At 61.5% G+C, this 23065-nt stretch carries 17 protein-coding genes and 3 pseudogenes; 5 read left to right on the top strand and 15 right to left on the bottom strand.

The genetic code is table 11. From position 1 onward, the window contains the following. Window positions 1-38 precede the first annotated feature (38 nt). Complete coding sequence (locus AB4Y77_RS14760; protein ID WP_243836784.1) at window positions 39-803, bottom strand: SDR family NAD(P)-dependent oxidoreductase; 765 nt, start codon at window positions 801-803, stop codon at window positions 39-41. A 191-nt stretch (window positions 804-994) separates the two neighbouring features. Between AB4Y77_RS14760 and AB4Y77_RS14755 the strand changes: the two genes are divergently transcribed. Then, a complete protein-coding gene (locus AB4Y77_RS14755) occupies window positions 995-2179 on the top strand; it encodes a Gfo/Idh/MocA family protein (protein ID WP_442014456.1) in 1185 nt (394 codons plus the stop codon). A 75-nt stretch (window positions 2180-2254) separates the two neighbouring features. Here the strand turns inward: AB4Y77_RS14755 and AB4Y77_RS14750 are convergent, their stop codons facing one another. The 10 genes from AB4Y77_RS14750 to AB4Y77_RS14705 all read right to left on the bottom strand — a co-directional run bounded on the left by AB4Y77_RS14750 (window position 2255) and on the right by AB4Y77_RS14705 (window position 16395). Then, the gene (locus AB4Y77_RS14750; protein ID WP_442014455.1) at window positions 2255-3610 is read right to left on the bottom strand and encodes an aldehyde dehydrogenase family protein; all 1356 of its coding nucleotides are present in this window, start codon (window positions 3608-3610) and stop codon (window positions 2255-2257) included. An 89-nt stretch (window positions 3611-3699) separates the two neighbouring features. After that, window positions 3700-5649 (bottom strand): 3D-(3,5/4)-trihydroxycyclohexane-1,2-dione acylhydrolase (decyclizing), encoded by a 1950-nt coding sequence (gene iolD / locus AB4Y77_RS14745; protein ID WP_442014454.1) that lies wholly within the window; start codon window positions 5647-5649, stop codon window positions 3700-3702. A gap of 201 nt (window positions 5650-5850) precedes the next feature. After that, window positions 5851-6984 carry a Gfo/Idh/MocA family protein gene (locus AB4Y77_RS14740; RefSeq protein ID WP_442014453.1) on the bottom strand — a complete coding sequence of 378 codons (1134 nt, stop codon included), beginning with the start codon at window positions 6982-6984 and terminating at the stop codon, window positions 5851-5853. A gap of 83 nt (window positions 6985-7067) precedes the next feature. Then, complete coding sequence (locus AB4Y77_RS14735) at window positions 7068-8828, bottom strand: hydantoinase B/oxoprolinase family protein (protein WP_442014452.1); 1761 nt, start codon at window positions 8826-8828, stop codon at window positions 7068-7070. A 2-nt stretch (window positions 8829-8830) separates the two neighbouring features. Further along, window positions 8831-10921, bottom strand: coding sequence for a hydantoinase/oxoprolinase family protein (locus AB4Y77_RS14730; protein ID WP_024820597.1), 2091 nt, complete (start codon window positions 10919-10921; stop codon window positions 8831-8833). Window positions 10922-10951: 30 nt separating this feature from the next. Beyond that, on the bottom strand, window positions 10952-11851 hold the full coding sequence (locus tag AB4Y77_RS14725) for a fumarylacetoacetate hydrolase family protein (protein WP_024820596.1): 900 nt from the start codon (window positions 11849-11851) through the stop codon (window positions 10952-10954). Window positions 11852-11853: 2 nt separating this feature from the next. Continuing rightward, complete coding sequence (locus AB4Y77_RS14720) at window positions 11854-13143, bottom strand: aspartate aminotransferase family protein (RefSeq protein ID WP_442014451.1); 1290 nt, start codon at window positions 13141-13143, stop codon at window positions 11854-11856. Between the two features lie 19 nt (window positions 13144-13162). Beyond that, window positions 13163-14110, bottom strand: a complete 948-nt coding sequence (locus AB4Y77_RS14715) for a C-terminal binding protein (protein ID WP_442014450.1) — start codon at window positions 14108-14110, stop codon at window positions 13163-13165. Between the two features lie 225 nt (window positions 14111-14335). Continuing rightward, window positions 14336-16138 carry a sigma-54-dependent Fis family transcriptional regulator gene (locus AB4Y77_RS14710; RefSeq protein WP_442014449.1) on the bottom strand — a complete coding sequence of 601 codons (1803 nt, stop codon included), beginning with the start codon at window positions 16136-16138 and terminating at the stop codon, window positions 14336-14338. 32 nt (window positions 16139-16170) lie between these two features. Continuing rightward, on the bottom strand, window positions 16171-16395 hold the full coding sequence (locus tag AB4Y77_RS14705; RefSeq protein ID WP_442014448.1) for a hypothetical protein: 225 nt from the start codon (window positions 16393-16395) through the stop codon (window positions 16171-16173). 183 nt (window positions 16396-16578) lie between these two features. Here AB4Y77_RS14705 and AB4Y77_RS14700 point away from each other — a divergent pair, with 183 nt between their 5' ends. Further along, on the top strand, window positions 16579-17238 hold the full coding sequence (locus tag AB4Y77_RS14700) for a TetR/AcrR family transcriptional regulator (RefSeq protein ID WP_442014447.1): 660 nt from the start codon (window positions 16579-16581) through the stop codon (window positions 17236-17238). 196 nt (window positions 17239-17434) lie between these two features. Here the strand turns inward: AB4Y77_RS14700 and AB4Y77_RS14695 are convergent, their stop codons facing one another. Further along, window positions 17435-17572, bottom strand: coding sequence for a hypothetical protein (locus AB4Y77_RS14695; RefSeq protein WP_442014446.1), 138 nt, complete (start codon window positions 17570-17572; stop codon window positions 17435-17437). Between the two features lie 103 nt (window positions 17573-17675). On the opposite strand from AB4Y77_RS14695, the pseudogene AB4Y77_RS14690 reads away from it, so the two are divergent. After that, window positions 17676-17984 (top strand): annotated as a pseudogene (locus AB4Y77_RS14690) (DDE-type integrase/transposase/recombinase); the annotation flags it as partial. 7 nt (window positions 17985-17991) lie between these two features. Here the strand turns inward: AB4Y77_RS14690 and AB4Y77_RS14685 are convergent. Continuing rightward, window positions 17992-19388, bottom strand: a pseudogene (locus AB4Y77_RS14685) (IS30 family transposase). A gap of 43 nt (window positions 19389-19431) precedes the next feature. Between AB4Y77_RS14685 and AB4Y77_RS14680 the strand changes: the two are divergent. After that, window positions 19432-19720 (top strand): annotated as a pseudogene (locus tag AB4Y77_RS14680) (IS3 family transposase); the annotation flags it as partial. A 205-nt stretch (window positions 19721-19925) separates the two neighbouring features. On the opposite strand, the gene AB4Y77_RS14675 reads toward AB4Y77_RS14680, so the two are convergent. Beyond that, complete coding sequence (locus tag AB4Y77_RS14675) at window positions 19926-20744, bottom strand: carbon-nitrogen hydrolase family protein (RefSeq protein ID WP_442014445.1); 819 nt, start codon at window positions 20742-20744, stop codon at window positions 19926-19928. Between the two features lie 52 nt (window positions 20745-20796). Then, on the bottom strand, window positions 20797-22116 hold the full coding sequence (locus AB4Y77_RS14670; protein WP_442014444.1) for an MFS transporter: 1320 nt from the start codon (window positions 22114-22116) through the stop codon (window positions 20797-20799). A 200-nt stretch (window positions 22117-22316) separates the two neighbouring features. Here AB4Y77_RS14670 and AB4Y77_RS14665 point away from each other — a divergent pair, with 200 nt between their 5' ends. Then, entirely contained in the window at window positions 22317-23000 is a 684-nt protein-coding gene (locus AB4Y77_RS14665) for a DUF2848 domain-containing protein (protein WP_311212332.1), read from the top strand. Window positions 23001-23065: the final 65 nt, after the last annotated feature.

Here is a 23065-nt window from a genome sequence, read left to right as displayed (position 1 = left end):
GGGCTTGATCGGTCTTGACAGGTAATTGGTGACGATGCCTACGCGGCCGAGGTGCCGCCGTCGAACGCCATGCTGGTTCCGGTCGCAAAGGTTCCGTCGACCGCCAGGAAATAGATGGCTGCTGCCACTTCGTCGGGATCCGCGAGACGGTTCAGCGGCACAGTGCTCTCTTTCAATCTCCGGGCCTCTGTTGGGTCCGGCGCCGCGGCCAGCCCTTCACGCACCATGGGCGTGTCAATCGGTCCCGGGCAAACGGCGTTGACTCGGACCAGTGGCGCCAGTTCCAGTGCCATGGCGCGGGTGAGTCCCACAACGCCTGCTTTCGCCGCGCAGTAGTGAACAAGGCCTGGCACGCCCATGGCGGCGAGATCGGATGCGACGTTGACGATCGAGCCGCCACCGGACCGTCTCATATGGAGTGCAGCCTCCCGCGCCACGTAGAAGGTGCCGGACAAGTTTGTCTCCAGCACTTCGTGCCAGCGGTCTTCGGTAAGGTCTTCCAACGCAACATGTCCGGCTACACCCGCAGCGTTGACCACTACGTCCAAGCCACCTAGTGTGTGGATCGCGCCCCGCACGGCGTTCTTGACCTCGCTGGCAGCGGCGACGTCGGCAACCACCGTGTGGGCGCCGGCGTCGATATCGTCTGCCACACGCTGCAATTCTTCAGAACGCCGGGCCAGCAACGCGAGCCGGTGACCCCGCTTGGCGAAGAGTCTTGCGGTCGCTTCCCCAACGCCTGAGGTTGCACCAGTGATGAGAACCCGAAGGGGTTCCGTTCGAAGTTGTTGCTCGCGGTCCATCATCGGCGACGGGCTCCTCTTGCTTGGCAGTGGCGGACTAGTACGTCCCACTAAAACAGCGCGCAGCTACCCCCAGCTGTCTCACATTGAGACACAGAGCACACTGACAACGTTCCTAGGCTGATCAACAGATGCCGCCGTCAGTCTGCGGCACAGCACCGCGGGACAGCGGTAGAGACTAAGGAGCGCTCTTGGAACAGCAAAACCGCCTTGGGGTTGGCCTGATTTCGGTCGGATGGATGGGGAGGCTGCATTCCCGCGCGTATCTGGCGACCAAGCAGTTCTTTCCTGAACTGCCCCGCCATCCAGAGCTGGTGATCGCTGCCGACCCGGACGATGCCGGCCGCCATCACGCCGAAGACGCGCTCGGCTACAAGCAAACGGCCACGGATTACCGCAAAGTGCTGGAAAACCCGGACGTGGATGTCGTATCTATCTGCTCACCCAACTTCCTTCATCATGAAATAGCGCTTGCCACCATCGAGGCAGGTAAACACTTCTGGATTGAGAAGCCCATGGGCCGCAGCGCCCACGAGTCCCGTGAGATTGCCCAAGGGGCCGAGGCCGCTGGCCTCATCACCTCCGTTGGTTTCAACTACCGGCACGCCCCGGCAGTGGCCGAAGCGCGCAGGCTGATCAGGTCCGGAACTCTGGGCAAGATCACCAATGTGCAGATCCGTCTCCTCACCGGATACGCCTCGGATCCAAACCAAGTCTTCACCTGGCGCTATGAGCAGGCACGTGCAGGATCCGGCGTCCTGGGCGACGTACTGAGCCACGGTTTCGACCTCGCCCAGTTTCTGGTGGGTCGCATCACGTCGCTGAACGCCGTCACCGAGACATTCATCAAGGACCGGCCGCTCCCCGCTGGCAACTCCTCGAATTCCTTCGACATGGGTCAGGCTTCCGAAGTCACCCGAGAGGTGGAGAACGAGGATTACACGGCCATGCTTGCCCGTTTTGAGGGTGGGGCAATCGGCATGTTCGAATCCACCCGTGTCGCCATCGGCCCACACGCCGAGTACATCATCGAGGTCTACGGCACCGAGGGATCATTGCGTTGGAATTTCGAACGAATGAACCAATTGGAACTCGCCACCGACCGCACTGGCTATCGCACCATCATGACTCCCCCGTCCTTCGGCGAGTTCGGCCGCTTCCAGCCCGGACCCGGCCCCGGCATCGGCTTCAATGACCTCAAGACCATTGAAGCGGCACTCTTCTTGCGTTCGGTGGCCGAAGGGAAACAACTGGGTCCGTCCGCCGCGGATGGCTGGTCAGCCTCCGAACTCGTTGATGCCTCGCTGCGTAGCGCCGGCTCCGGCGACTGGGTCCAGATTCCGGAGGTTTCCGGGAAAACCACCTACCAGGCCTAGGCACAACCTCACTCCACCCGCAATAAAAGGAGGCCGGATCGTCAATGATCCGGCCTCCTCTTGTTGGGTTGTTAATTACTTGGCGAAGCGGAACAGCTTCTTGTTGGCGAACTCGAGCATGCCCACCTTGCCCAGTTCCCGTCCATAACCGGACTTCTTGACACCGCCGAACGGTACATCGGCTCCGCTGAGGTCGTAGGCGCCAATGAACACCATTCCGACGTCGAGCTGGTTGCCTACCCGCTCGGCACGCTCGTGGTCATCACAAATCACCACGGATCCGAGGCCATACGGCGACGAATTCGCGAGTTTGATGGCTTCCTCATCGCTGCTGACCTTGTAAAGCTGGGCAACCGGTCCGAAGAGCTCTTCACTGTAGACGTCCATGGCAGGAGTGATGTTGGTAATGACTGTCGGGGTGAAGACGTTGCCCTGCGGTTCGTTATTGCCCACCAGGATTTCGGCACCTTGATCGAGCGCTCCCTGTACCTGCCCCTTCAGGAACTTAGTGGCTGAATCTGAAGACATCGGGCCAAAGTCGCCGTTGTCGTAGGATTGGCCGGCAATGGCTGCCTTGAACTTTTCGGAGAACTCGTCGAAGTGCTTATCCAGCACGACGATTCGCTTCGAGCCATTGCACGACTGACCGGTGTTGCCCATACGTCCCATGACAGCTTTTCGCACTGCTTGATCCAGGTCGTCCGTGTCGAGAACAATGAAAACGTCGGCACCGCCGAGCTCCAGCACGCACTTTTTCAAGGCACGGCCTGCCTGCTCAGCCACGATTGCGCCCACCTGCTCGGAGCCAGTGAGAGAAACGCCTTGGATGCGGTCGTCCGCGATGATGTCTGAGATCTGCTGATGTGTGGCGAAGAGGTTGACGTAGGCGCCGTCCGGGAAGCCGGCGTCGCGGAACAGCTCTTCAAGTGCCAGAGCAGATTCCGGGCATTGGCTCGCGTGGCGGACTATCACGGTGTTGCCCAGGATGATGTTGGGAATCGCGAAGCGTGCCACCTGATAGTACGGGTAGTTCCACGGCATGATGCCCAGAACTACGCCCAGGCCTTGGTACCGGAAGAACGTCCGCAGACCATCGGCTACCTCAAGGTCCTCGTCGGCCAGCCATTCCTCTGCATGCTCGGCGAAGGCTGCGGCGATGGAACCGGAGAACTCTGCTTCTCCGGCCGCCTGCGCGAGGGGCTTGCCCATCTCCCGGTTGATGATGGCTGCCAGCTTGTCCTTGCGTTCCACGAAGAGTTCGGCCAGGCGCTTGGCCAAAGCAGCGCGCTCAGCCACTGTGGTGGTGCGTGACCAGTCCTGGTAGGTAGCCTGGGCTGCGCTCAGGCCGGCTTCTACCTCTGCATCTGTGGCCGCTGGGTATTGTGCGTGCTTGGTTCCCGTGGCTGGATCAATAACGGCAAATGCGCTCATGTTGGTACTCCTTTGTCAGTATTTAGGCTGAGTATGGTCCGGTAAATGGGTCAGGCGGGACCGTCACATGACGGCCCCGCCTGTTGCGCTTAGCGCTGGTCAGGTGCAGTAGTGGCTGCGTAGAAGCGCTGGCGGGCGCGGCCCTCCAAGTGCTTTGCAGTACCCTCCTGGCTGCCCGGACGCTGCGAGGTCATAGGCACTCCCACGTCCCAGAAGGCTCCGCTGCCGGACAGGTAGCGCCAGGGCTCCACCCGAGCGACGATCACTGCGGGGCCGTCCCCTTCCTTGGCCTCCTTGAGCGCATTCTGGAACTCCTCAACGGTGGAGGTGGACCAAGCTGCACATCCCATGCTGGCGGCATTGGCGGCAATGTCGAAGTCCAGAACTGCCCCGTCAAGGCGACCGGACTCACTGCTGCGTTCCCGATACTGTGTCCCGAACTCGCGCCCGGGGCCACCCTTGGAGACCTGTAGCGGCCAGATGCACTGGTGTCCGCGGTTGTCGATCACAATGGTGATGATCTTTTTGCGTTCCTGTACGGCTGTGACCAGCTCCGTTGGCTGCATGAAGTAGGTGCCGTCACCGATCAAGACGTAGACCTCTCCCGGCGCGTCCCCACGTGCGATCCGGTAGCCGAGGCCGGCCGGAATCTCATGGCCCATGCACGAGTTGGCGTACTCGAAGTGGATTTCGGCGCCGTTGGACGTATCCCAGGCCTTGTGGATGCCCTCAACCACACCACCGGAGCCCAGGATCAGTGCGTCCTGGTTGGTTGCGGTGCGGTTCAGAACGTCGATGACCTGGGCCTGGCTCATGTTTTCACCGGGGAATGCCTGAAGATCGTGCTTGCGCACCTCAAGGGTGGCCTTCCGGGCGTCCGCGATCTCGCTGCGATAATCAGCGGAGGTACCGAAGTCAATGGCTGCCAGTCGTTCCCGCAGCGCCGCAAGCGAAAGTTTCGCATCGCCGATGACCGGGAATGAACCCATCTTGTGAGCGTCGAACGAGCCAACGTTGAGGTTGACGAACTTCACGTTGGGGTTCTGGAACAACGAGTGTGAAGCGGTGATGAAGTCCTGAAGGCGTGAACCAACGGTGATGACAACATCAGCACCATCGGCGATCTCGTTGGCTCCCACCGTTCCGGTCACACCCAGCGCGCCCAGGTTCAGCTCACTGATGGGACCGCTGCCCTTACCTGCATAGGTCTCAGTAACCGGGATTCCGAAGTCGGCGCTGAAGCGTGCCAGTTCGTCCTGGGCCTTCGAGTACCGGACACCACCTCCTGAAATCAGCAGGGGACGCTCGGCGTTCGCGATGATGTCGGCAGCATCGCGGTATTCGTCCTCCACAGCCGGGCGACGACGAATGTGCCACACCCGCGGCGTGAAGAAGGACTCCGGGAAGTCGAACTCCGCGCCCTGAATATCTTGCGGCAGACAGACCACGACGGCGCCGGTTTCCACGGGATCGGTAAGGACACGCATGGCCTCAGGAAGGGTGGACAGCAGTTGGGCCGGATGAGTGATGCGGTCGAAATAGCGGCTGACCGGACGGAAGCAGTCGTTGGCGGAGACGTCCCTCTCTACCGGATGCTCAATCTGCTGCAGCACCGGATCACCAAAACGGTTGTTGATGATGTCGGCAGGGAACAGAAGCACGGGGAGGCGGTTGGTGGTTGCCGTCGCGGCCCCGGAAACCATGTTGGTGGACCCCGGCCCTGCGGAAGCCGTGCACGCAAGGGTGGCTGCGCGGTTGGAAGCCTTTGCGAAGCCAATGGCTGCATGGACCATGGACTGCTCATTCTTGCCCTGGTAATGGGGGAAATCCACGCCATACTCGTCGATTCCCTGCGCCAATCCAACGGAATTTCCGTGGCCAAAAATGCCGTACATGCCGGGAACGAGGCGACGACGCTCACCGTCCAATTCGCTGTATTGGACCTGAAGGTATTCAACGATTGCTTGTGCGACAGTGCGGCGGCGGACGGCCTTGTTGTCGACCACGGTGCCGATGTCAGCAGCGGCTGTGCTAGTCATGCGATCTCCTAAATTCGAAGGTGCGTCGGCATTTGCAAACCGATTCGCCCGAACTTCAGGTTTTCACCGTCGGGGGGCCGTGGTGTGTCCCACTTTGATACGCGGCCGGTTCCCTCAGCGGTAAATCAGTAGAAAGCAGAAAACAGCAGCCGACGGCGGTACGCGTGTACCGCCGTCGGCTGCTGTTTTCTTGGTGACTTTTTAGTCGAAGCGGTAAGGCTCCTGCGGCCCCACAGAAGGCAGTGGACGTGGCCGCTGGCAGGTGCTTTCGATCTCGATGTGGCGGCTCTGCTCCGAGGAGGCCTCGAAGGCGAGCAGGACTTCGAGTACGTGGTAAGCGAAGTCCCCTCCTGTGCGAGGTTCCAGCCCCTTGCGGATGGCATAACCGAATTCTGCCAAACCGATGCCACGGTAGGCGTCGTCCCGATGTGTGATGGGCGTTTCGCGCCAGTCGCCTCCGCCCGGAGGAGTCATGTCCAGAGCGAGGTCACCGGGTTCACCACGTCGCAGCACGGGAGCGCCGGAGAAGTGGTCCGGGTTCGGTGCAGCCAAGGAGCCTCCTGTTCCGTAGACCTCCAAATGCGGCAGATTGTGATTCCAAATGTCCCAACTCACCATGACGGTGGCGGTCGCACCGGACTCGAAGTCGAGAGTGCCGGTGACGTGTGTCGGGGTTTTGATGTGGATGACTTCGCCGTCTTTGCCCGGACGCGGCCGGGTCTCAGATGAACGCGGTGTTGTGGCAGAAACGCGTTTCACGGGACCGAAGAAGTTCACCAGGTTGGTGATCAAGTACGGCCCAATGTCCAGCATGGGGCCGGCGCCGGGGCTGTAGAAGGGGTCAACGTTGGGGTGCCAGTGCTCGTAGCCGCGGCATGCGAAGGATGCGAAAGCGGCTACAGGCTCTCCGATCCAACCGTCATCGATGAGCTTGCGGCTCGTCTGCATGCCGGAGCCAAGGAAGGTGGTGGGGGCGGATCCCACTTTGACGCCTGCCTCCCGGGYGGCATCCAGAATCTGCTGTGCTTCCTCGAGGGAAGTAGCGAACGGCTTTTCCGAGAGGACGTGCTTGCCGGCAGCGATCGCCTGGAGTGTCACAGGTGCGTGGAGCTTGGGTGGAGTGAGGTTCAGGACCAGCTCAACCTCGTCATCGGCCAGAAGCTCATCCGGTGAGAGCGCCTTGGCAACCGAATACTCCGCTGCCCGGGCTTTCACAGCGTCCGGGTTCACGTCGGCGAGTGCCACGACGTTCACGTCCGGGTGAACACCGATCTTGTCCAGGTATTGGTTGAGAACGTTTCCGACGCCGATAATGCCGACTCGAATGGGTTCCATGTGATTCTCCGTCAGTAGTTGGTGAAACCTTCCGGGGCGAGGACTATACCCCGCCCCGGAATCAGTTGCTATGGCTGGTACTTCTAGCTGGCCAGGCGCGATTCGCGCGTCTTGGCCGTTGCTGCTTCGTCAATGCCGCCGTCGGTAATAACGACTCCGTATTGTGCAACGGCCGCTTCCAGGGAAATCCGTGATTCGCGGTAGTCGTCCAGGACTGCGAGGACGTCGCGTTCCAGCGGGTCACCGTATCCACCGCCTCCAGGGGTGATGGATACGACCTTTTCGCCGGACTGGAGATCGTAGCGACCCACCACGGGGATCTCGCGACGTTCACCGGTAGTGAGATCCTCAACCCAGGTTGACGGCTCGGCACCGTCGTGGCCGCCGCGGACCCCCTTCGGCGGGTTGATCTTGCCCTCGATTCCGTAGGTGAGCGTGACGCTTTCACCGCGGGGTTCCATGGTCACGCGGGTCGCGAGTCCGCCTCGCTGCCTGCCGGCTCCCCCGGTATCAGCAACCAGGGTGCGTTCGTGAACCAAGATGGGGTAGCGCTGCTCATCTACCTCGACGCTGTCGTGGTAAAGCAGTGCGCCGCAGACGGGTCGCTGATACGTAGGCCAGCCGTCAACGTAGGGTGTAGCTGGTCCACCGACGCCGCCAACAAGGATCTGGTTGACATAGGCGTTGCCGTTACGTTCGTCTATACCGGAGATGACAGATTTTGCCGGTGCCTGTCCCGCCGCTCCCTCAGCCGTGCCGTAGCCGTCCTCTATTTGGGAGAAGGCGGCTTGAACGATGTTGACAACCCGGTCGGCGAGGTTGGTGGTGCCCGATGAGCAGGAATACGGGTGTTTGGGAACTCCAACGGCGCAGCCGTCCCGGAGCAGAACTTCCACTCGACGGAAGGTGCCCGCGTTGCTCGGAAGGTTCTCCGGGATGCCGGAGAGGATGCCGGCCAAGGCAGCACCCGTAGCCGTGGCCTTTGTGAGGTTCAGGCCATTGGGGAGATTATCCGGGTTGTCACGCAGGTCAATAACGATCTTGCCCTGTTTGGGCTTCACTTCAACAGTTGCCTGCAGGTGCACGCCGTCCGCGCTGGTTCCGGGGAAGGGATCGTGGACCGAGGAGCCATGGAGGACGTACTCGGGCAGCGTTTCGATCGCAGTCGCGGTGAGGCGTTCCGAGTAGTCGAACCAGGCATCCACGAAGTCCACCAGGTCTTCGACACCAAACTTCTCGGCGAGTTCGTGAATGCGGCGTTCGGCGATGCGCGACGCACCGACCGATGCCAGGTAGTCCCCGTACCACTGGTCAGGCACACGGATGCGGGACCGGCACATACGGATGATGTCGTCGATGTCCTTATGGTCACGCTGAACACGGACACACGGGAAGATCAGTGCACCTTCTTCATACACATCCCGTGCTGTGGCGAAGAAGGTGGTTGGCAGCGAGTTGCCGCAGTCGGCCTGGTGGGCCTTGGTGACTGCCGTGAAGAGGTGACGTCCATGGACGAAGATCGGAACGAGGATCACATGGTCGGCAGCATGCGAGTTGCCCATGTAGGGATCGTTGTGCAGGAATGCGTCACCTTCACGGATGTCGTCGTGCAGCTGCACCATGTCCTCGCCGAGCGGTCCGGCGCCGAAGACGTGCACCGGTACGCCCTCTGCTGCTGCCAGCAGCTGGTTATCAGCGGTCAGAACAGCACACGAAAAGTCGCGGGCAGTGTTGATGACAGAGGAACGGGCGGAACGCAGCAGGCCGTTGGTCATCTCGCGGACAATGCCGTCGAATGCATTAGCGAGGACCGAGAGCTTTACGGGATCGAATTCGCGTGTCATGGTTACGCCTCCTTACGGGTGAGGTAGATATTGGATCGTTCGTCGAGCGTGGCGTTCCACTCCGGTGGCACCACGATGGTGGTTGTGGGCTGGTCGATGACAGCAGGGCCAACGATCTTGTCCCGGGGGGCAAGGGTGACTCCGCGGTATCGCTGGGTGCTGAAACTTTCGCCCCCGAACACAATGGAGTCCGTGCGGTGGACTTCAGTCCCGCGGCCCAAATCGGCTTGATCTTTTGTCAGCTCAGGCCGCGGGATTTCGACCCTGACGCCCCACGTGATGATCTCCACGCGGCTGTCCGGATCGTGGGTGCCGTTGCGGCGATCGTGCTCTTCGTGGAAGGCACGCTCAACGATGCCCGCAGCATCAGCTGCAGTGTCGGGCGCAGCGTCCAAGTACACCCGCAAGTCCCAGGCCTGGCCCGGGTAGCGGGCATCAACAAAATAGGTGACGCTGGGAGCGGCGCCCACACCATCGAACCTCTTGGCGAACACCTCGGCCTTGCCCGTTAGCTCCTCAACGGCCCGCGAAGCGGAGCCAGCGTCGAAGCTACGGGTGTCGTTGTGCAAGGGCGAGAGGAATTCCGTAGCAATCGGAGCGCGATGCGCGCCGTAGGCCGCGAGCACGCCCGCGGTCGCGGGAATCAGGACGGTATCAGCTTCCAGGAGCACGCCGATGGCGGCCGCCACCATGGCACCAGCACCGCCGCCCGCCACAATCAGGGCACCTCGAGGGTCAACACCCTGTTCCAAGGAAGCCTGGCGGATTGCTGTTGCCATGTGGTTGGCGGATACATCCAAAATGGCCTGTGCCGCCTGCAAGGTGTCCATGTTCAAGGGGCCAGCGATGCGGGTATCGATGGCGCGGATGGCAGCCTCACGGTTCAACGTGAATCCGCCTTCAAATCCATCGGCGTCAAGGTAACCCAAAGCGACGCAAGCGTCCGTGACAGTGGGTTCCTCGCCACCGCGACCATACGCGGCCGGTCCGGGAGTACTACGGGCACTCTGCGGACCCACACGAAGCAGACCGCCGCCGTCGATCCATGCGATGCTGCCACCACCGGCGCCAATGCTGGAAACAGCCACCGAGGACAAACCTGTCAGGTGGCCCACAAAGGGCTCTCCCAGCCAGGCTTCCCTGGTGTGGCGAACGACGCCCTGTTCAACCAAGGACACGTCGAACGTGGTGCCACCCATATCGCAGACCACCACAGTGTCGCGCTCGGGAGCAGCGGCCGCACCAACCAGTGGTGCCATGGAGGGGCCGGAGTTCAGCAACAGTACCGGGCGGTCCAGAACATCTACGACGTCGAGCACGGCGCCTTCAGAGGTCACTACCAAGAGGTCACCGCCAAACCCGTACTCCTGGAGGTCGGAGCGCAATTTGCCAAGGTGGTCCGCCATCAGCGGTTTCAGCGAGGCATCAATCGACGCGGCCGAGGAACGGCGGTATTCGCGAATTGTTGGGTTGGCCTCGTTGGACAAGGTGTAAGGAACATCGGGAAGGATCTCTTGGATGAGTTCCGCCACGCGCTTCTCGTGGGCGTCGTTGATGATCGACCACAGGAAAGAAACGGCCACCGCCTCGATTCCCTGTTCTTTGAAGGAGCCGAGCACCTCGCGCACTTTCGCTTCATCCAGCGGCACCAGGACATCACCCTCGGCGGAAATCCGCTCCGTGATTTCGAAGGTCAAGTGACGCGGGATGTACGGCGGAGGGTAGGCAGCTTTGGAGTCAAAAGCATCCCGGCGTCCGCCTTCGCGGAGCAGGAGGGTGTCGGCGAATCCGTCAGTGGTCAAGAGAGCAGTCTTGGCCACCTTGCCGGTGAGAACTGCGTTGGTTGCGTGCGTTGTGCCGTAAACAATCACGTCTGCATTGCGCAGGACGTCATCGCCGCTCCAGCCAACCGACTCGGCAGCCCTGCGGACTGAGGCTTCAAAGCCAGTGAAAACGCGGTCATAGGTGGTTAGGGCCTTGCCGACCGCCATGTCGCCTGTGTTCGAGCCGACCACCACGTCCGTAAACGTGCCACCGGTATCGACGGCGATGCGGTACCTCGCTTCACCTGGTTGTGTCTGTACTTCACTCATGGTCATCTAACTTTCTTAGAGTTGGAGGGGTTAAAGCTGGGGCTTGCCGACGCGGTTACGCAGCAGGCCCACCTTGTCGATCTCGATTTCCACCGTGTCGCCCGGTTCAAGCCAGACTGGAGGATTCCGCTTGGCACCAATGCCTTGGGGTGTGCCTGTGGCGATCACGTCTCCTGGTTCGAGAGTGAGGAAACTCGAAAGGTAGGAGACGATGCGGGCTATGGAGAAGATCTGATGCTCGGTATTCGAGCGCTGCACTTCGATGCCATTGACCCGTGTCGCGATGTCCAGCTTTTGCGGGTCTCCCACTTCATCCAGCGTGACAATGGCGGGACCCCACGGGGTTGAACCGTCCACGGCCTTACCAGCCAGCCACTGGGTGCCGCGGTACTGGAGATCGCGTGCCGTGACATCGTTGAGAGGCGCAAGGGCTGCGACATAATCCAAGGCTTCGTCCTCGGAGACCTCAGCCGCCCGCCGTCCTATGATGACGGCGACTTCTCCTTCGAAATCGAGGTTATTGCTGATCTGGGCGCCGCCGATTTCGTCCTCGGGGCCAATCATGGTGGAGGCGAATTTGGCGAAGACGTCCGGATACTCGGGGAAAGCACGCCCGGTTTCGGCAACGTGGTCCTTGTAATTGAGTCCAATGCACAGAACCTTGGCCGGATCGGTGATGGGTGTGGTCAACCGGACCTCGTTCAATGCGCCGACGCGGGCCACCGGGTCCTCGGAGGCAAGTGCTGTAATGCCGGAGGAAATGGCAGGGATCCGGTCACCGTACAGTGACAGGAACTCACGGACGGAAGTCGTGGCTCCGTGGATGGCTTCTGTGGAGCCTTGAAGGAGCAGCTCCAGGTCATAGACGGCATCGTCGATGAGGACTCCCCCGCGGACACCCGATTCGTGGTGGTAGGAAACGATCTTCATGGTTACTTCGCGCCTTCCGTTGCCGGGTTCTGGTTTGCCACGGCCAGCACGGCGTCGGCCAGGCGGTCAGCGATGTCTCCCGCAACCTTTTCGTCCATAGGGGTGGACAAGGACAGCAGGTTTGCTGGTGAACCGAGCAAGCCGCGCTCGTACGATGCCCACCACAGCTCGTGCTGAGTCTGCTCGTCAACTTTTTCCGCACCCGCCGGAACCGCGCGCAGCAGAGAGCCGCGGCCGCGCACTTCCCAGCCGGCGTCGGCGATCTTCGCGTTCACTGTGTCCCGGGTCGTGTCGCCCAGGTGATTCAGCCTTTTTACTTCCTCTTGCGTGAAGAGGCGCAAGGCGACCGACCCCGCGGCCATACTGACCGGGTTGCCGGAGAAAGTTCCGCCATGGGGCAAGCTACCGGGACGGGTCGGATCCACTTCGGCCATCAGTTCAGCCCTGCCGGCAACAGCGCCAACAGGGAAGCCCCCGCCGATCAATTTGCCCGTGGTGAGCAAGTCAGGGGAAACACCATATTCACCGCTGAAGCCGTTGAATCCCAGGCGCAGGCTGATGACCTCGTCGATGATCAGGACGATCCCGTACCGGGTCGCGAGGTCCCTGGCGGTGTGCACGAACTCCTCGGAGATCCGGAGGAGGCCGGCTCTGTTGGGCAGCAGGTCCAGAATGATGGCTGCGTAGGAGTCCGGTGCTGCTTCAACTTCCTGGCGCAGGACATCGACGTCGTTGAGGGGCACCGCGGTGACATCGTTGATCACGCCACGGGTTACTCCACGCTGGTAGGCAGGGCCACCCGGGACCAATGCCACGTCGGATGTTCCGTGGTAGCCGCCCTTGGTGACGATGACTCTTTCGCGTCCGGTGCTCGCCCGGGCGATGCGGATTGCGGACATCACGGCCTCGGTGCCGGAGTTGGCGAACCGTACCTGGTCGAGCTCAGGCAGGCGGGAAAGCAGGAGGTCTGCCAGTTCCCACTCGTAGAGATTGGGGATTCCCCAGCTGGCGCCGGCGGTGAGCGCTTTGGTCGCTGCCTCCGTGATTTCGGGGTGCGCGTTCCCGTGAATCAAGGAGGTGAAGTTGTTGTTCGCGTCGATCAGTTCATGACCACGGTCATCCCAGACCCGGTAGCCCTCGCCCCGGATGGCGTACGGGCTCGGAGCTCCCGTGTAGTAGGTCGAGCGGCCGTAACCGCCAGGCAACAGGGGGAATCCGCGAGGCCCCCTGCGCAGATGTGGATCCTCCAAAGGGTGGCTTTGTGTGATGGTCTTCTGGTGTTCTGTTCCCACTTGGTTCTCTCCAGTCTTTTCAGTTCACGAGGTCGATGAGCGGCTGCCCGGTCAGGGCCAAGCGGACACGTTCAACGGCGCCCTCCTGAAGTGCACCTGTGGAGCGGTTGGAACGCCAGGCAATATGGGGCGTCAGGATGGTGTTGGGTGCCGTGCGGAGCGGGTGCTCAGCCCCAAGCGGCTCTTCGGCAAAGGTATCGATGCCGGCACCTGCAATGTGGCCGGAGGTGAGTGCCTCGGCAAGGGCTGATTCCTCAATGAGACCGCCACGGGATACGTTGACCACCACAGCGCCCTTGCGCATGCGCGCCAGAACGTCCTTGGAGATCAGGTTCGCGGTATCCGCGGACAGCGGCAGGTGGAGCGAGACGACGTCGGAATTTTCCAGGATGTCGTCCAGGGAGGTCAGCTCCACAAAGCTCTCCGTCACGAACGGGTCATAGGCCCGGACCCGTGCCCCGACGGCTTGATACATGCGGGCAACGTGTTGACCAATACGGCCCATCCCCAGGACCCCGACCTCGAGTTCGGACAGAACCGGGGTGTCGTAGCCGATGGTCCCGGCCCAACCGAGGTTCTGGATCGATGCGTCACCTGCCGTCAGACGGCGGGCCAATGCCAACCCCATCGCGAACGCGTGCGAGGCCACTTCCTCCGAAGCGGTGCCCGGGACAATGGACACGGGAATGTCCGCTGCAGTGGCTGCGTCCACATCGATGTTGTCGTAGCCAATGCCATACCTGATGACAGCCTTGCATTTGGACATCACCGGGAAGTCCGCGGCTGTGAGTTTCGCGTAGGGGGTGATCATGACGATGTCGGCTTCGGGAAGGCCTTGACGGAAGGCTTCGACGTCGGCCGCCGGGTTGAGTGTGTAACCGAACTCCTTCGCGAGTGCGTGCTCGCGGTCAAGGTTCGGAAAGTGATGGGGGGCCACAAGAATGGTTCCCTGGGCATCGCGGGTCATAGTCGTCGTCCTGTTCGTTGAGTACCCTTTTCATCTGCCGAGCACCCGTTGGAAGGGTGCCGGTGTCCGGGTGATTTCAAGTACAACGCGATATGTGCAGGTTCATCCGTGCCAATTCGAGACACTGAGGTGGGACAGTGTCCCACCGGTTGCCGTCAGGGTGGGCACAGCCCAAAGCAGCCGGCCACTAGCGGCGGCCGGCTGCTTCACTACACGGTTTCGGGGTTAGAGGTCGAAGCCCCTGCTGCGGAAGTAGTCCATCCGGCGGTAGAGGGTGGAGCGGCCAATCTGCAAGGTCTCTGCCGCGAGGCTCCTGTTACCCGATGCCTCCTGCAGTGCAGTTCGCAGCTCGCTGAGTTCGGCGTCCTCCAGACGGGACAGCCGCCCCTTGGTCAGAACCCGATGAAACCCCTGCGGGAGGTCGTCTACGGTTACTTCTGCTCCACTGGCGCGTTCAACGGCGTTGGACACTACGGCTCGGAGCTGGTCGATGTTTCGCGGCCAGTCAGCATGCGTCAGCGTTGTAAGAAGCCGTCGGGATAACCTCCGGTCTCCCATCTCTTGAGCAATAGCTACCGCAAGCTGCGGAATGTCCTCACGTCTGTTGCGTAGCGGCTCAACCGAAATCTCCAAGACGTTGAACGCCTCTGACAGTATCAATGTGGCGTCGGTCGGGTGAGTGATGGTGAACGCAAGCTTGGTGGTGGCATTGCCCCGAAGGTTCCGGGCGAGCTCTGCTGCCTCGTTCTGGGAAAGTTCGTCGGCATGTTCGACGATCAATGTTGATGGCAGCTCGGTGGATACTCGATGGATCACGTCCCGGAGTTGGTTGTTCCGGAGCGAGCCACCCCTGGCATCGACCACTACGTGCTGCCCACGAGTGTCGGCAATTGCGCCGGCAAGCCGGCGTTTACCGCTACCCAACTCACCAATGATGACAACGGAGCGCTCCTGCTCTACTGCCTTCCGGGCAAGGCTCAAGGTGCGCTTGAAGCCCATACTCGTCCCGTCAAGATGCTTCACGAGTCTGTCTGCCGCATCCGGCAAGGCAGCCTGCGGCTCTACCTCATTGGTATCGGTTGGCGTCGGACGCTCCTTGGTAGGTGAGTGTGGGCGGACCACCACGATTGCCCCGATATTGGCTGCAGATAAGGTCACGGGCGAAACTTCCAGGGTGGAGATCCCAGGCCCCTGGAGCGAGACCTCACAGTTGAGTTCGCGCCCGGAGGACATGACCGCTTTCGCATACCCGGAGATGACGGAAATGTCGCCGTCTTCCAAGGTGGCCGTTGCTGTGGTGTTGAGGAGGGAGTTCTTGCCGTCAAGGGCAACTACTGCCCGGTTGCCGCGGCGTCGGGAGATCCTCAGGTATTCGCTGAGTAGAGCCCGTTCCCTGGATGAGGTCCGCACCTCAATGTCACGCTCGATCCGGGAGGCAACTCCTTCCAGCATCAGCAAAGTGGACGATGGCTCCAAGGAAGTGACCCGGTTACCGGGTAGAGTCAGTCCGATGACGGCCCGAACCCTGTTGTGGAAAGGGTCGCGGACGAGGGAAGCGAAACACCAGTTACCGCGCATGTCCTCACGGAAGTGCTCTTCGGGTGCGAGCCAGACACCACGCCCTTCCTCAAGGGCCAGGCCCTCCCCGTTGCTTCCGCAGCTCTCCTCAAGGAGCGAATATCCGGCGGGGAAGCCGTCATCCCGCAGGTAGTCCGCTTTAACCAGTACGCCATTGGGCGCTGTCAGGTTGACGTACCCGCCAAGGTCCGCGGCAACCTCGTCCAGTTTCTGCAGGTGTGGCCCTGCCGCCTGGATGGTGTGTTCGTCCACGCGACCCTCGTCAAAGAATCCTCGGTCTGCCACAGCATCAACGCCGGCAGCCCTGCTCCTGTACCAGGAGCGTGCCACGATGGGTCGGATTCCGCTGAGGTCGGCATGGGGCTGCATGAGGAAGAGTTCGCGTAGCCGGTTGATTTGCAGCAGCGGCTCGCGCGGCACCCAAGGGGAAAGTACTTCGGCAGAGGACATGTCAGTTGGTTCTTTCTGCTGGAGCCAGGTATTTAAGAAACGACGGCGGTACCACCGCGGCGGCGGGAGCCAAGCCACGTCCGCCCCCGGCCTTGACCCTTGGGGTGGAAGGCTTGCTGCGCTTGCCAGTTGTCGTTGTGAGCCGCATCGTCTTCCAGCGCGCGGGCGCTGATGTAGGCGGCGACCATGCCAGAAAGCCCACTGCCAAAGGTCATGTTGCTTCCCTTGGCCCCCCGGTTCGAATCTTCGACCAACATGATCCGTTCCTCTCTGTTAAGGCGCTGATAGCGGCGAAACCAGCCGTGCTGGTCTTGCCTCTTTCAGGGTAGCTAACTAATGGTCGTTAGCCAAGAGTTTGCGTAAAGTTGGACCATGTTTAATGTGCCACGGCGATGGACCGCTTCCGAAGGGTCAACCCCCACGACTGTTAGGGTCAAAGCATGAGCAGTTCCTCCTACAAGGCCGCCCGCGACACCTTCGCCCACCGCTTGGAAGAATGGGATTGGGCCGGCCAAGGGGCTTCAAGACGCCACATACTCGAGGCATTTCTGGAACTAGCCATCGCCAACGGGTTCAGTTCAGTCTCCATGCGGACCATCGCCAACGCCGTCAACATCAAACCGCCGAGCCTCTACTCGCATTTCCCCAACGGCAGGGACGAAATTGTCGCGGAATCACTGCGCTGGCACTTTCACCGTTTCGGCACGGCACTTCTCGAGGCCGTTGATCACGCGGAATCAGCAGATGACTTCTGGGACGCCATGGTGAGGCTGCATTTCACCAGACAGGTCAGGCTTCCCGAAAGCAATCTGTGGGACCTGCTCGTGGCAACCGACAGGATGGCCTCGATCCTTCCCGTAGACCTGCGGACCCAAGTGGATGACTGGGTTGCACTCCACGAAAACATGTACGCAGCTGCCGCCCGGGACATGGGCCATTCCAAACCAGAGGAACGAGTCGGGATGGTGGTGACCCTTCTGGAGGGTGCTACGCGATGGGCTCCTGGCAACTATAACGACGCGGAACTCGGCATCATGGCCGACAAAGCCGTGCAAGTGTCCCGCATCATTCTTGGGGCCGAACTGCCGGGCGAACCGTAGCGCCCTCCTCCCCCCGGGCAGGAGTATGGATTCCCGTGATCTGAAAGGCACGGAACGCAGGTTCCGCGCCTTTCAGATTTAGCTTCAACTCGGGGCTACGGCGGCTGCCTGGTGCCTGGTGCCTGGTGCCTGGTGCCTGGTGCCTGGTGCCTGGTGCCTACAACCAGTGTCCGACTCCCGGGTCTCCCAGGTTCGACTACTGCTGGCTGATTCTGATGACGCACTGAAGGATCTCTTCAATGACGCCCTCATCCATAGCTGTCGACAGCGCAATCAGTCCAGACGTACCCAGAAGCACCCCTTCCCGGTAAGCCTTCCACCGCGTAGTAGTCATGTCGGCTGGAAAGATCCTTATGAGCGATCCGAATCCGTTGCACTGAATCCCCGCCTGCAGGAATGCCTCGCGGAGCGCGTCGCCTTTCGCGTTGAGCTTGGTAATCTGGTCGGTGTTCTCGAAGAAACGCGGCCTGAACCGCAGACCCGGGCCGCCGGTCCACGACGACCTGGTCGAGCGGGACTTCACCGCCGCCGCACCGAACGAGCTGTGGCTGACAGACATCACCGAACATCCCACGGCCGAGGGCAAGCTCTACCTCTGCGCGGTGAAGGACGTCTATTCCGGCAGGATCGTCGGGTATTCGATGGATTCGCGGATGAAGTCCCCGCTTGCCGTGGCCGCACTGGAGAACGCGGTGCGGGCGCGCCGCCCGGCAGGGACCGTGGTGCACTCGGATCGCGGGTACCAGGGCGTATTCAACCGGTCGAAGCAACAGTTGCTATTGGGACTGAGCTTAGCTGGTCCGCGAAGGCTTCCGCTGGAGTGCGCCATCCCAGGACGCCGCGCGGCCGGTTATTGATGATGTCAGCGACAGCTTGGATCTCCGGGGTGCTCCAGCGAGAGATGTCGGTGCCTTTCGGGAAGTACTGCCGAAGTAGCCCATTGAGATGTTCGTTGCTCCCGCGCTGCCACGGGCTCTTCGCATCGGCAAAATAAACCGGCAACCCGATCTCCTGCGTCAGAAGGGCGTGCGCGGACATCTCCTTCCCACGGTCCCAGGTCAGGGAGCACCGCAGATCCGCCGGGAGCGGCTCGAAAGTTCGGACGAGGGCGTTCTTCATCGTGACCGCCCCGTAGCCAGCCAATGCAGGCCCATTCTTTGCCGGCTTGACCAGCCCGTACCCCTTCTGCCGAGGCAGATGAACGAGAATGGCGAAACGCGTCGTGCGGTCGATCAGAGTCGCGATCGCTGACCGGTTGAGACCAATGATGAGATCCCCCTCCCAATGGCCTGCGACTTTCCGCTCGTCGGCTTAGGAAGGTCTCTTCTTCAAGGTTGTGGCGTCGGTGACATGCGCCCAGGCCTGCTGACGTGTTCGCACTCGTGGCGTGCGTTTCGTGCGCCCCGGCGCAGGTGCCACGCCTGTTGCCTGGTAAGCCCGCCCCGGCCCGGAACATAAAGAGCTTGATAGATCGCTTCATGCGAGATCCGCATCGTTGGATCATCAGGGAACTCAACCGGCAGGCGTTCCGCGATCTGCTGAGGGCTCCAACCCCACACCCATTCGCGGTCCTCCCGATGCGGCTTGTTCTTCCCGTCCCAGACCGGGCCGACCGGGCCCAAGCGGCCTCCTCCGCCCGATCTGACGTGTCCGCTGAGCTTGTCATTGACGTCAGCGCGGAGGTCATCGTTCGTGATCAGCTTCGCGGTCTCGGGACGGCGGGCTCGTCGTTCGGCATGCCACTGCGCTGTAGACGCCTTGTAGTCCAACCGATACGTTCTCGTCGAAGCGTTCCGACGCAGCTCCCGCGAGATCGTAGATGGGCTTCGGCCCAGTCGGCGAGCAATCTCTCGCACCCCACAGTCTTGCGCACGCCACAATGCGATGTCCTCACGGTCGCTCGAGGACAGGTACCGCCCGGACAGTTTCGGGGTCAGCTGAGGATTCACACCGCCACCGTGCAGGAACCAGCGATGCGCCACCGGTTCTGACACGCCCGCCGCGACGCCGGCGTCCCGGGTCTTCGCACCACTCGCGATCGCGACCCAGAACCGTACCCGGCACTCGCGGCAGGCCACTGACGGACGACCCGGCGAAGGGATCTGCCCTCGATACGCCCGTACCTGCTTCTGACGATTTCGAACCGACATCCAACACCTCCATGATCAGGTGTTGCTTCGACCGGTTGAATACGCCCAGTTACGGTCTCGTCACTTCGTCGAATCGCTCCGGCACCACGGCCTGACAGGGTCGATGGGCCGGGTCGGGGCCTGCGCGGACAACGCCGCGATGGAGTCATTCTTTTCGCTGCCGCAGAAGAACGTCCTGGACCGTCACCGGTGGCTCACCAAGCAAGACTTCCGGCTGGCCATCACAACCTGGATCGAGAGAACCTACCACCGCCGGCGCCGGCAAAGACGGCTGGGAAGCCCTGCCGATCGAATATGGAACAATCAACCGGACCGCACTCACAGCGGCCTAAGACCCCGAGTCAACAAAAGCCGGGGCAGTCCCCCTCGACATGCCCTAGACGCAAGCTTTATGGCTAGGATCGTCAGCTGAAGTGGCTCATAACTGAGGGTCGGTTCCTATAAACCAAAATCTGAAAATGAAAGGGCCCCAACGTCCTCCAACCGCGTTAGTCATTGTGGCGGCGTGGGGCGTCGGGACCCTTTTCGGTGTCGTAACTACACCGCCACTCCCAAGCGGCGGTTGGCAAGAACCGGGATGACCTGACGTGCCTTTTCCACGGCCGCTACGTCGACGGTGACCTCCAGCTGACCGACCTTTTCGTCAAGTTCCTGCAGAACGACGCCCATGGGTGAGACGACGAGGCTGTGTCCCACACCGAATCGTGGCCCTGCCGGCTCCTCAATGCCTGCTGTGGAAGCGTCCGCCTGGTCGCAGGCCACGATCCAGGTCGTGGAGTCGATGGCTCGTGCCTGGTTGAGCAGACGCCAAGCTTCGACCTTGCCCTCCCCGGCTCCCCAGTGTGCTGTCACGATGATGACTTGGGCGCCGCGATCGGCGAGTTCGCGGAAGAGTTCGGGGAACCTGACGTCGTAGCAGGTTGCCACGCCTACGGTGACGCCGTCCACTTCAAAGGTGAAGGGTTCGTTTCCCGGCTCCACGTCTGCTGATTCAGAGAACCCGTAGGCGTCGTAAAGGTGAATCTTGTCGTATCCGGCGTGAATGTTTTCGCCTGTAACGAGAATGGTGTTACGGACCCGCCCGTCAGCTGCGGGCTGGAAAGTTCCGACCAGGACAATGACGCCGAGGTCTTTGGCAAGTTGCTGGACAGCGGAGGCCCATGGCCCGTCGATGGGTTCGGCGTGGGCCGCAGGCGCGGCCCCGAACCTTACTAGTGAGGCTTCGGGCAGGACGACGATGCGGGCCCCGGCCGCTGCGCCGCGTCGAACGGCGTCGAGGACAAGCTCCAGGTTTTGTGCCGGATTGACCGTAGTGGCGAACTGCTGGACAGAGATGGACAGGCTTTCAGAAGACATTGATGTTCCTTTAGTGGTTGATGGTGCGTTTTGGAGGTACGTACTGCGCCGGTCAGTAGATGGAGTGGCCAGCGACTTCACGGGCGTCCGGGTTCTTGGCGAGGCTTACGCCCACGAGTGTGATGACGGAGACTACGACGATGTAGATGGCCAGGGGCAACCACGTTCCGTACGTCCCGAGCAGCCAGGTGAACAGCAGGGGTGCGATGGCGCCGCCGAAGACACCTCCGATGGTGTATGCGAGGGAGCTGCCTGCGTACCGGAGCCGCAGGCTGAACTGTTCGGAGACGAGTGCGGCCTGGGGTCCGTACATGAGTGAGTTGCAGAGCAAGCCGAAGATGACGGCCAGTACAACTCCGATGAATCCGATACTCATCAGCGGGAAGAAGATGAACGGGAACACAATGGAGCATGCCGCGCCGATGGCGGTGACAAGTCGGCGGTTCATCCGGTCGGAGAGATGCCCCGCTGCCGGCACCATGAAGACCTGGAAGGCTGAGCCGATGACCACTGCCAGCAGTGCCTGCCCGGGCTGGAGTCCGAACTGACGGGTGGCGTACGTAAGGATGAAGACCGTCGAGAGGGCGTACATGACATCCGGGGCGATCCTGGACAAGGTGGCGGCGAGCAGTGCCTTGCGTTCAGTCCGGAAGACCTCAGCCAACGGTGACTTCGGGGTCAGCCCTTGTTCCTTGATGGCCTCGAAGACCGGTGTCTCTTCGATCTTGAACCGGATCATCAGTCCAACGACGACCAAGACGGCGGAGAACAGGAACGCTACACGCCAGCCCCAGGACAGAAAGTCCTCTTTGGGGAGCAGCGCCAGGAGAGCCAGGGCGCCATTGGCGAGAAGGTTGCCCAGCGGCGGGCCGATCTGGGCCGCGGAGCCAAAGAGGCCCCTCTTGCCCGGGTCGCCATGTTCACTTGAGATAAGTACGGCTCCGGCCCATTCGCCGCCGACGCCCACGCCCTGACAGAGCCGTAGGAAGACAAGAGCTATGGGGGCGGCAACGCCGATGGTGTCATATCCCGGCAGCAGCCCTACCGCGAAAGTGGCGATGCCGATGAGAAGAAGAGTCCATACCAGGACCTTCTTGCGGCCGATTCGGTCACCGAGACGGCCGAAGAGGATACCGCCGAGGGGTCGGGCGACGTAGCCGACGGCGTAGGTGGCAAAAGCTGCCAAGGTGCCAGCCAGAGGATCGTCGGAGTGGAAGAACACCTGGCCGAAGACCAGCGCGGAGGCTGCCGAGTAGATCGCAAAGTCATACCACTCCAGGCTCGTCCCGGTCAGGGCGACGATGAAGCCTCTTTTGCCTTGGCCCGGCCGTGCCGGGGTTGTTTGTTGCGATGGGGATATTTGTTCAGTCACTAGATGCCTCCTGATTAAGAGTGCCTTGAAAGACATAGCCCCGATGGGGGCGGTGGTCCTGACACAAGCTGCTTTTGTAGCTGTCATCCAAAGCGTATGGGCTTTGTATACAGAAGCGTATGGGCTGTGTATACTCACACTATACTATGATGCAGATCGCAGCAATACCCTGCAAATCAAATGTTTTTGAAGGAGCCATCATGTCCTTGAAGTTCACTCTCCCCAGCGGTGAAACCCTTGACGTCAGTGTCACCCACCTCCTCAACGGCGGATACGCCGGCCGTCACCAGGAACACGTCAGGGCCCACGTAGAGGAGTTGGCACTGCTGGGCGTTCCCGCCCCGACCGTCACGCCGACCATGTATCCGGTTTCGCCGTACCTGGCCCAGCAGACCACCGTTGTGCCGGTCCAACACGGCAAGACCTCAGGTGAAGTGGAGTGGGCCATCGTTGTCGCAGCCGACGGACGCGTCCTTCTTACCCTGGCCTGCGACCACACCGACCGTGAGCTTGAGGTTCACGGCATTGCCTGGTCAAAGAACGCCTCTCCTGACGTTCTGGCCACCGATGCCTGGCTGCTGAGCGAGGTCGAGGACCATGTAGATGACCTGACGCTCACGGCATGGGTCACCAACAACGGCGTTGAAGAGCAGATCCAGAAGGCGACTCTCGGGGACCTGCTCCCGCCGTCGCACTGGGTCGGCGTCCTCAAGGACCGCGACTTGCTCAACCCTGGAACGGTGCTCATATCGGGCACCGTGAACATGGCCGAAGGTGTCAACCAGTTTGCTGACGGCTGGCGGGCGGAGCTGACCGACCCCGTACTGGGGAGGTCCATCAGCCTCGCCTACGACGTGGTACCCATGGCCACGCCCATCGGCTAGTCCTCATCATGGTGGGGCGTGGGAGATTCCTGCGCCCCACCGCGGGGGACAGCCTCCAAAAGATC

It is taken from the genome of Paenarthrobacter sp. YAF11_1 (assembly GCF_052113445.1).
GTDB lineage: Bacteria > Actinomycetota > Actinomycetes > Actinomycetales > Micrococcaceae > Arthrobacter.
This window is presented reverse-complemented; position numbering and strand designations above follow the sequence as displayed.

Bases quoted from the DNA above. Each gene is read 5' to 3' on its own strand.
- AB4Y77_RS14710 (WP_442014449.1), bottom strand. From the start codon at position 16,138: ATGTCCTCTGCCGAAGTACTTTCCCCTTGGGTGCCGCGCGAGCCGCTG.
- iolD (WP_442014454.1), bottom strand. From the start codon at position 5,649: ATGACTAGCACAGCCGCTGCTGACATCGGCACCGTGGTCGACAACAAG.
- AB4Y77_RS14750 (WP_442014455.1), bottom strand. From the start codon at position 3,610: ATGAGCGCATTTGCCGTTATTGATCCAGCCACGGGAACCAAGCACGCA.
- AB4Y77_RS14725 (WP_024820596.1), bottom strand. From the start codon at position 11,851: ATGAAGATCGTTTCCTACCACCACGAATCGGGTGTCCGCGGGGGAGTC.
- AB4Y77_RS14730 (WP_024820597.1), bottom strand. From the start codon at position 10,921: ATGAGTGAAGTACAGACACAACCAGGTGAAGCGAGGTACCGCATCGCC.
- AB4Y77_RS14665 (WP_311212332.1), top strand. From the start codon at position 22,317: ATGTCCTTGAAGTTCACTCTCCCCAGCGGTGAAACCCTTGACGTCAGT.
- AB4Y77_RS14700 (WP_442014447.1), top strand. From the start codon at position 16,579: ATGAGCAGTTCCTCCTACAAGGCCGCCCGCGACACCTTCGCCCACCGC.
- AB4Y77_RS14695 (WP_442014446.1), bottom strand. From the start codon at position 17,572: ATGACTACTACGCGGTGGAAGGCTTACCGGGAAGGGGTGCTTCTGGGT.
- AB4Y77_RS14675 (WP_442014445.1), bottom strand. From the start codon at position 20,744: ATGTCTTCTGAAAGCCTGTCCATCTCTGTCCAGCAGTTCGCCACTACG.
- AB4Y77_RS14715 (WP_442014450.1), bottom strand. From the start codon at position 14,110: ATGACCCGCGATGCCCAGGGAACCATTCTTGTGGCCCCCCATCACTTT.
- AB4Y77_RS14735 (WP_442014452.1), bottom strand. From the start codon at position 8,828: ATGACACGCGAATTCGATCCCGTAAAGCTCTCGGTCCTCGCTAATGCA.
- AB4Y77_RS14760 (WP_243836784.1), bottom strand. From the start codon at position 803: ATGGACCGCGAGCAACAACTTCGAACGGAACCCCTTCGGGTTCTCATC.
- AB4Y77_RS14705 (WP_442014448.1), bottom strand. From the start codon at position 16,395: ATGTTGGTCGAAGATTCGAACCGGGGGGCCAAGGGAAGCAACATGACC.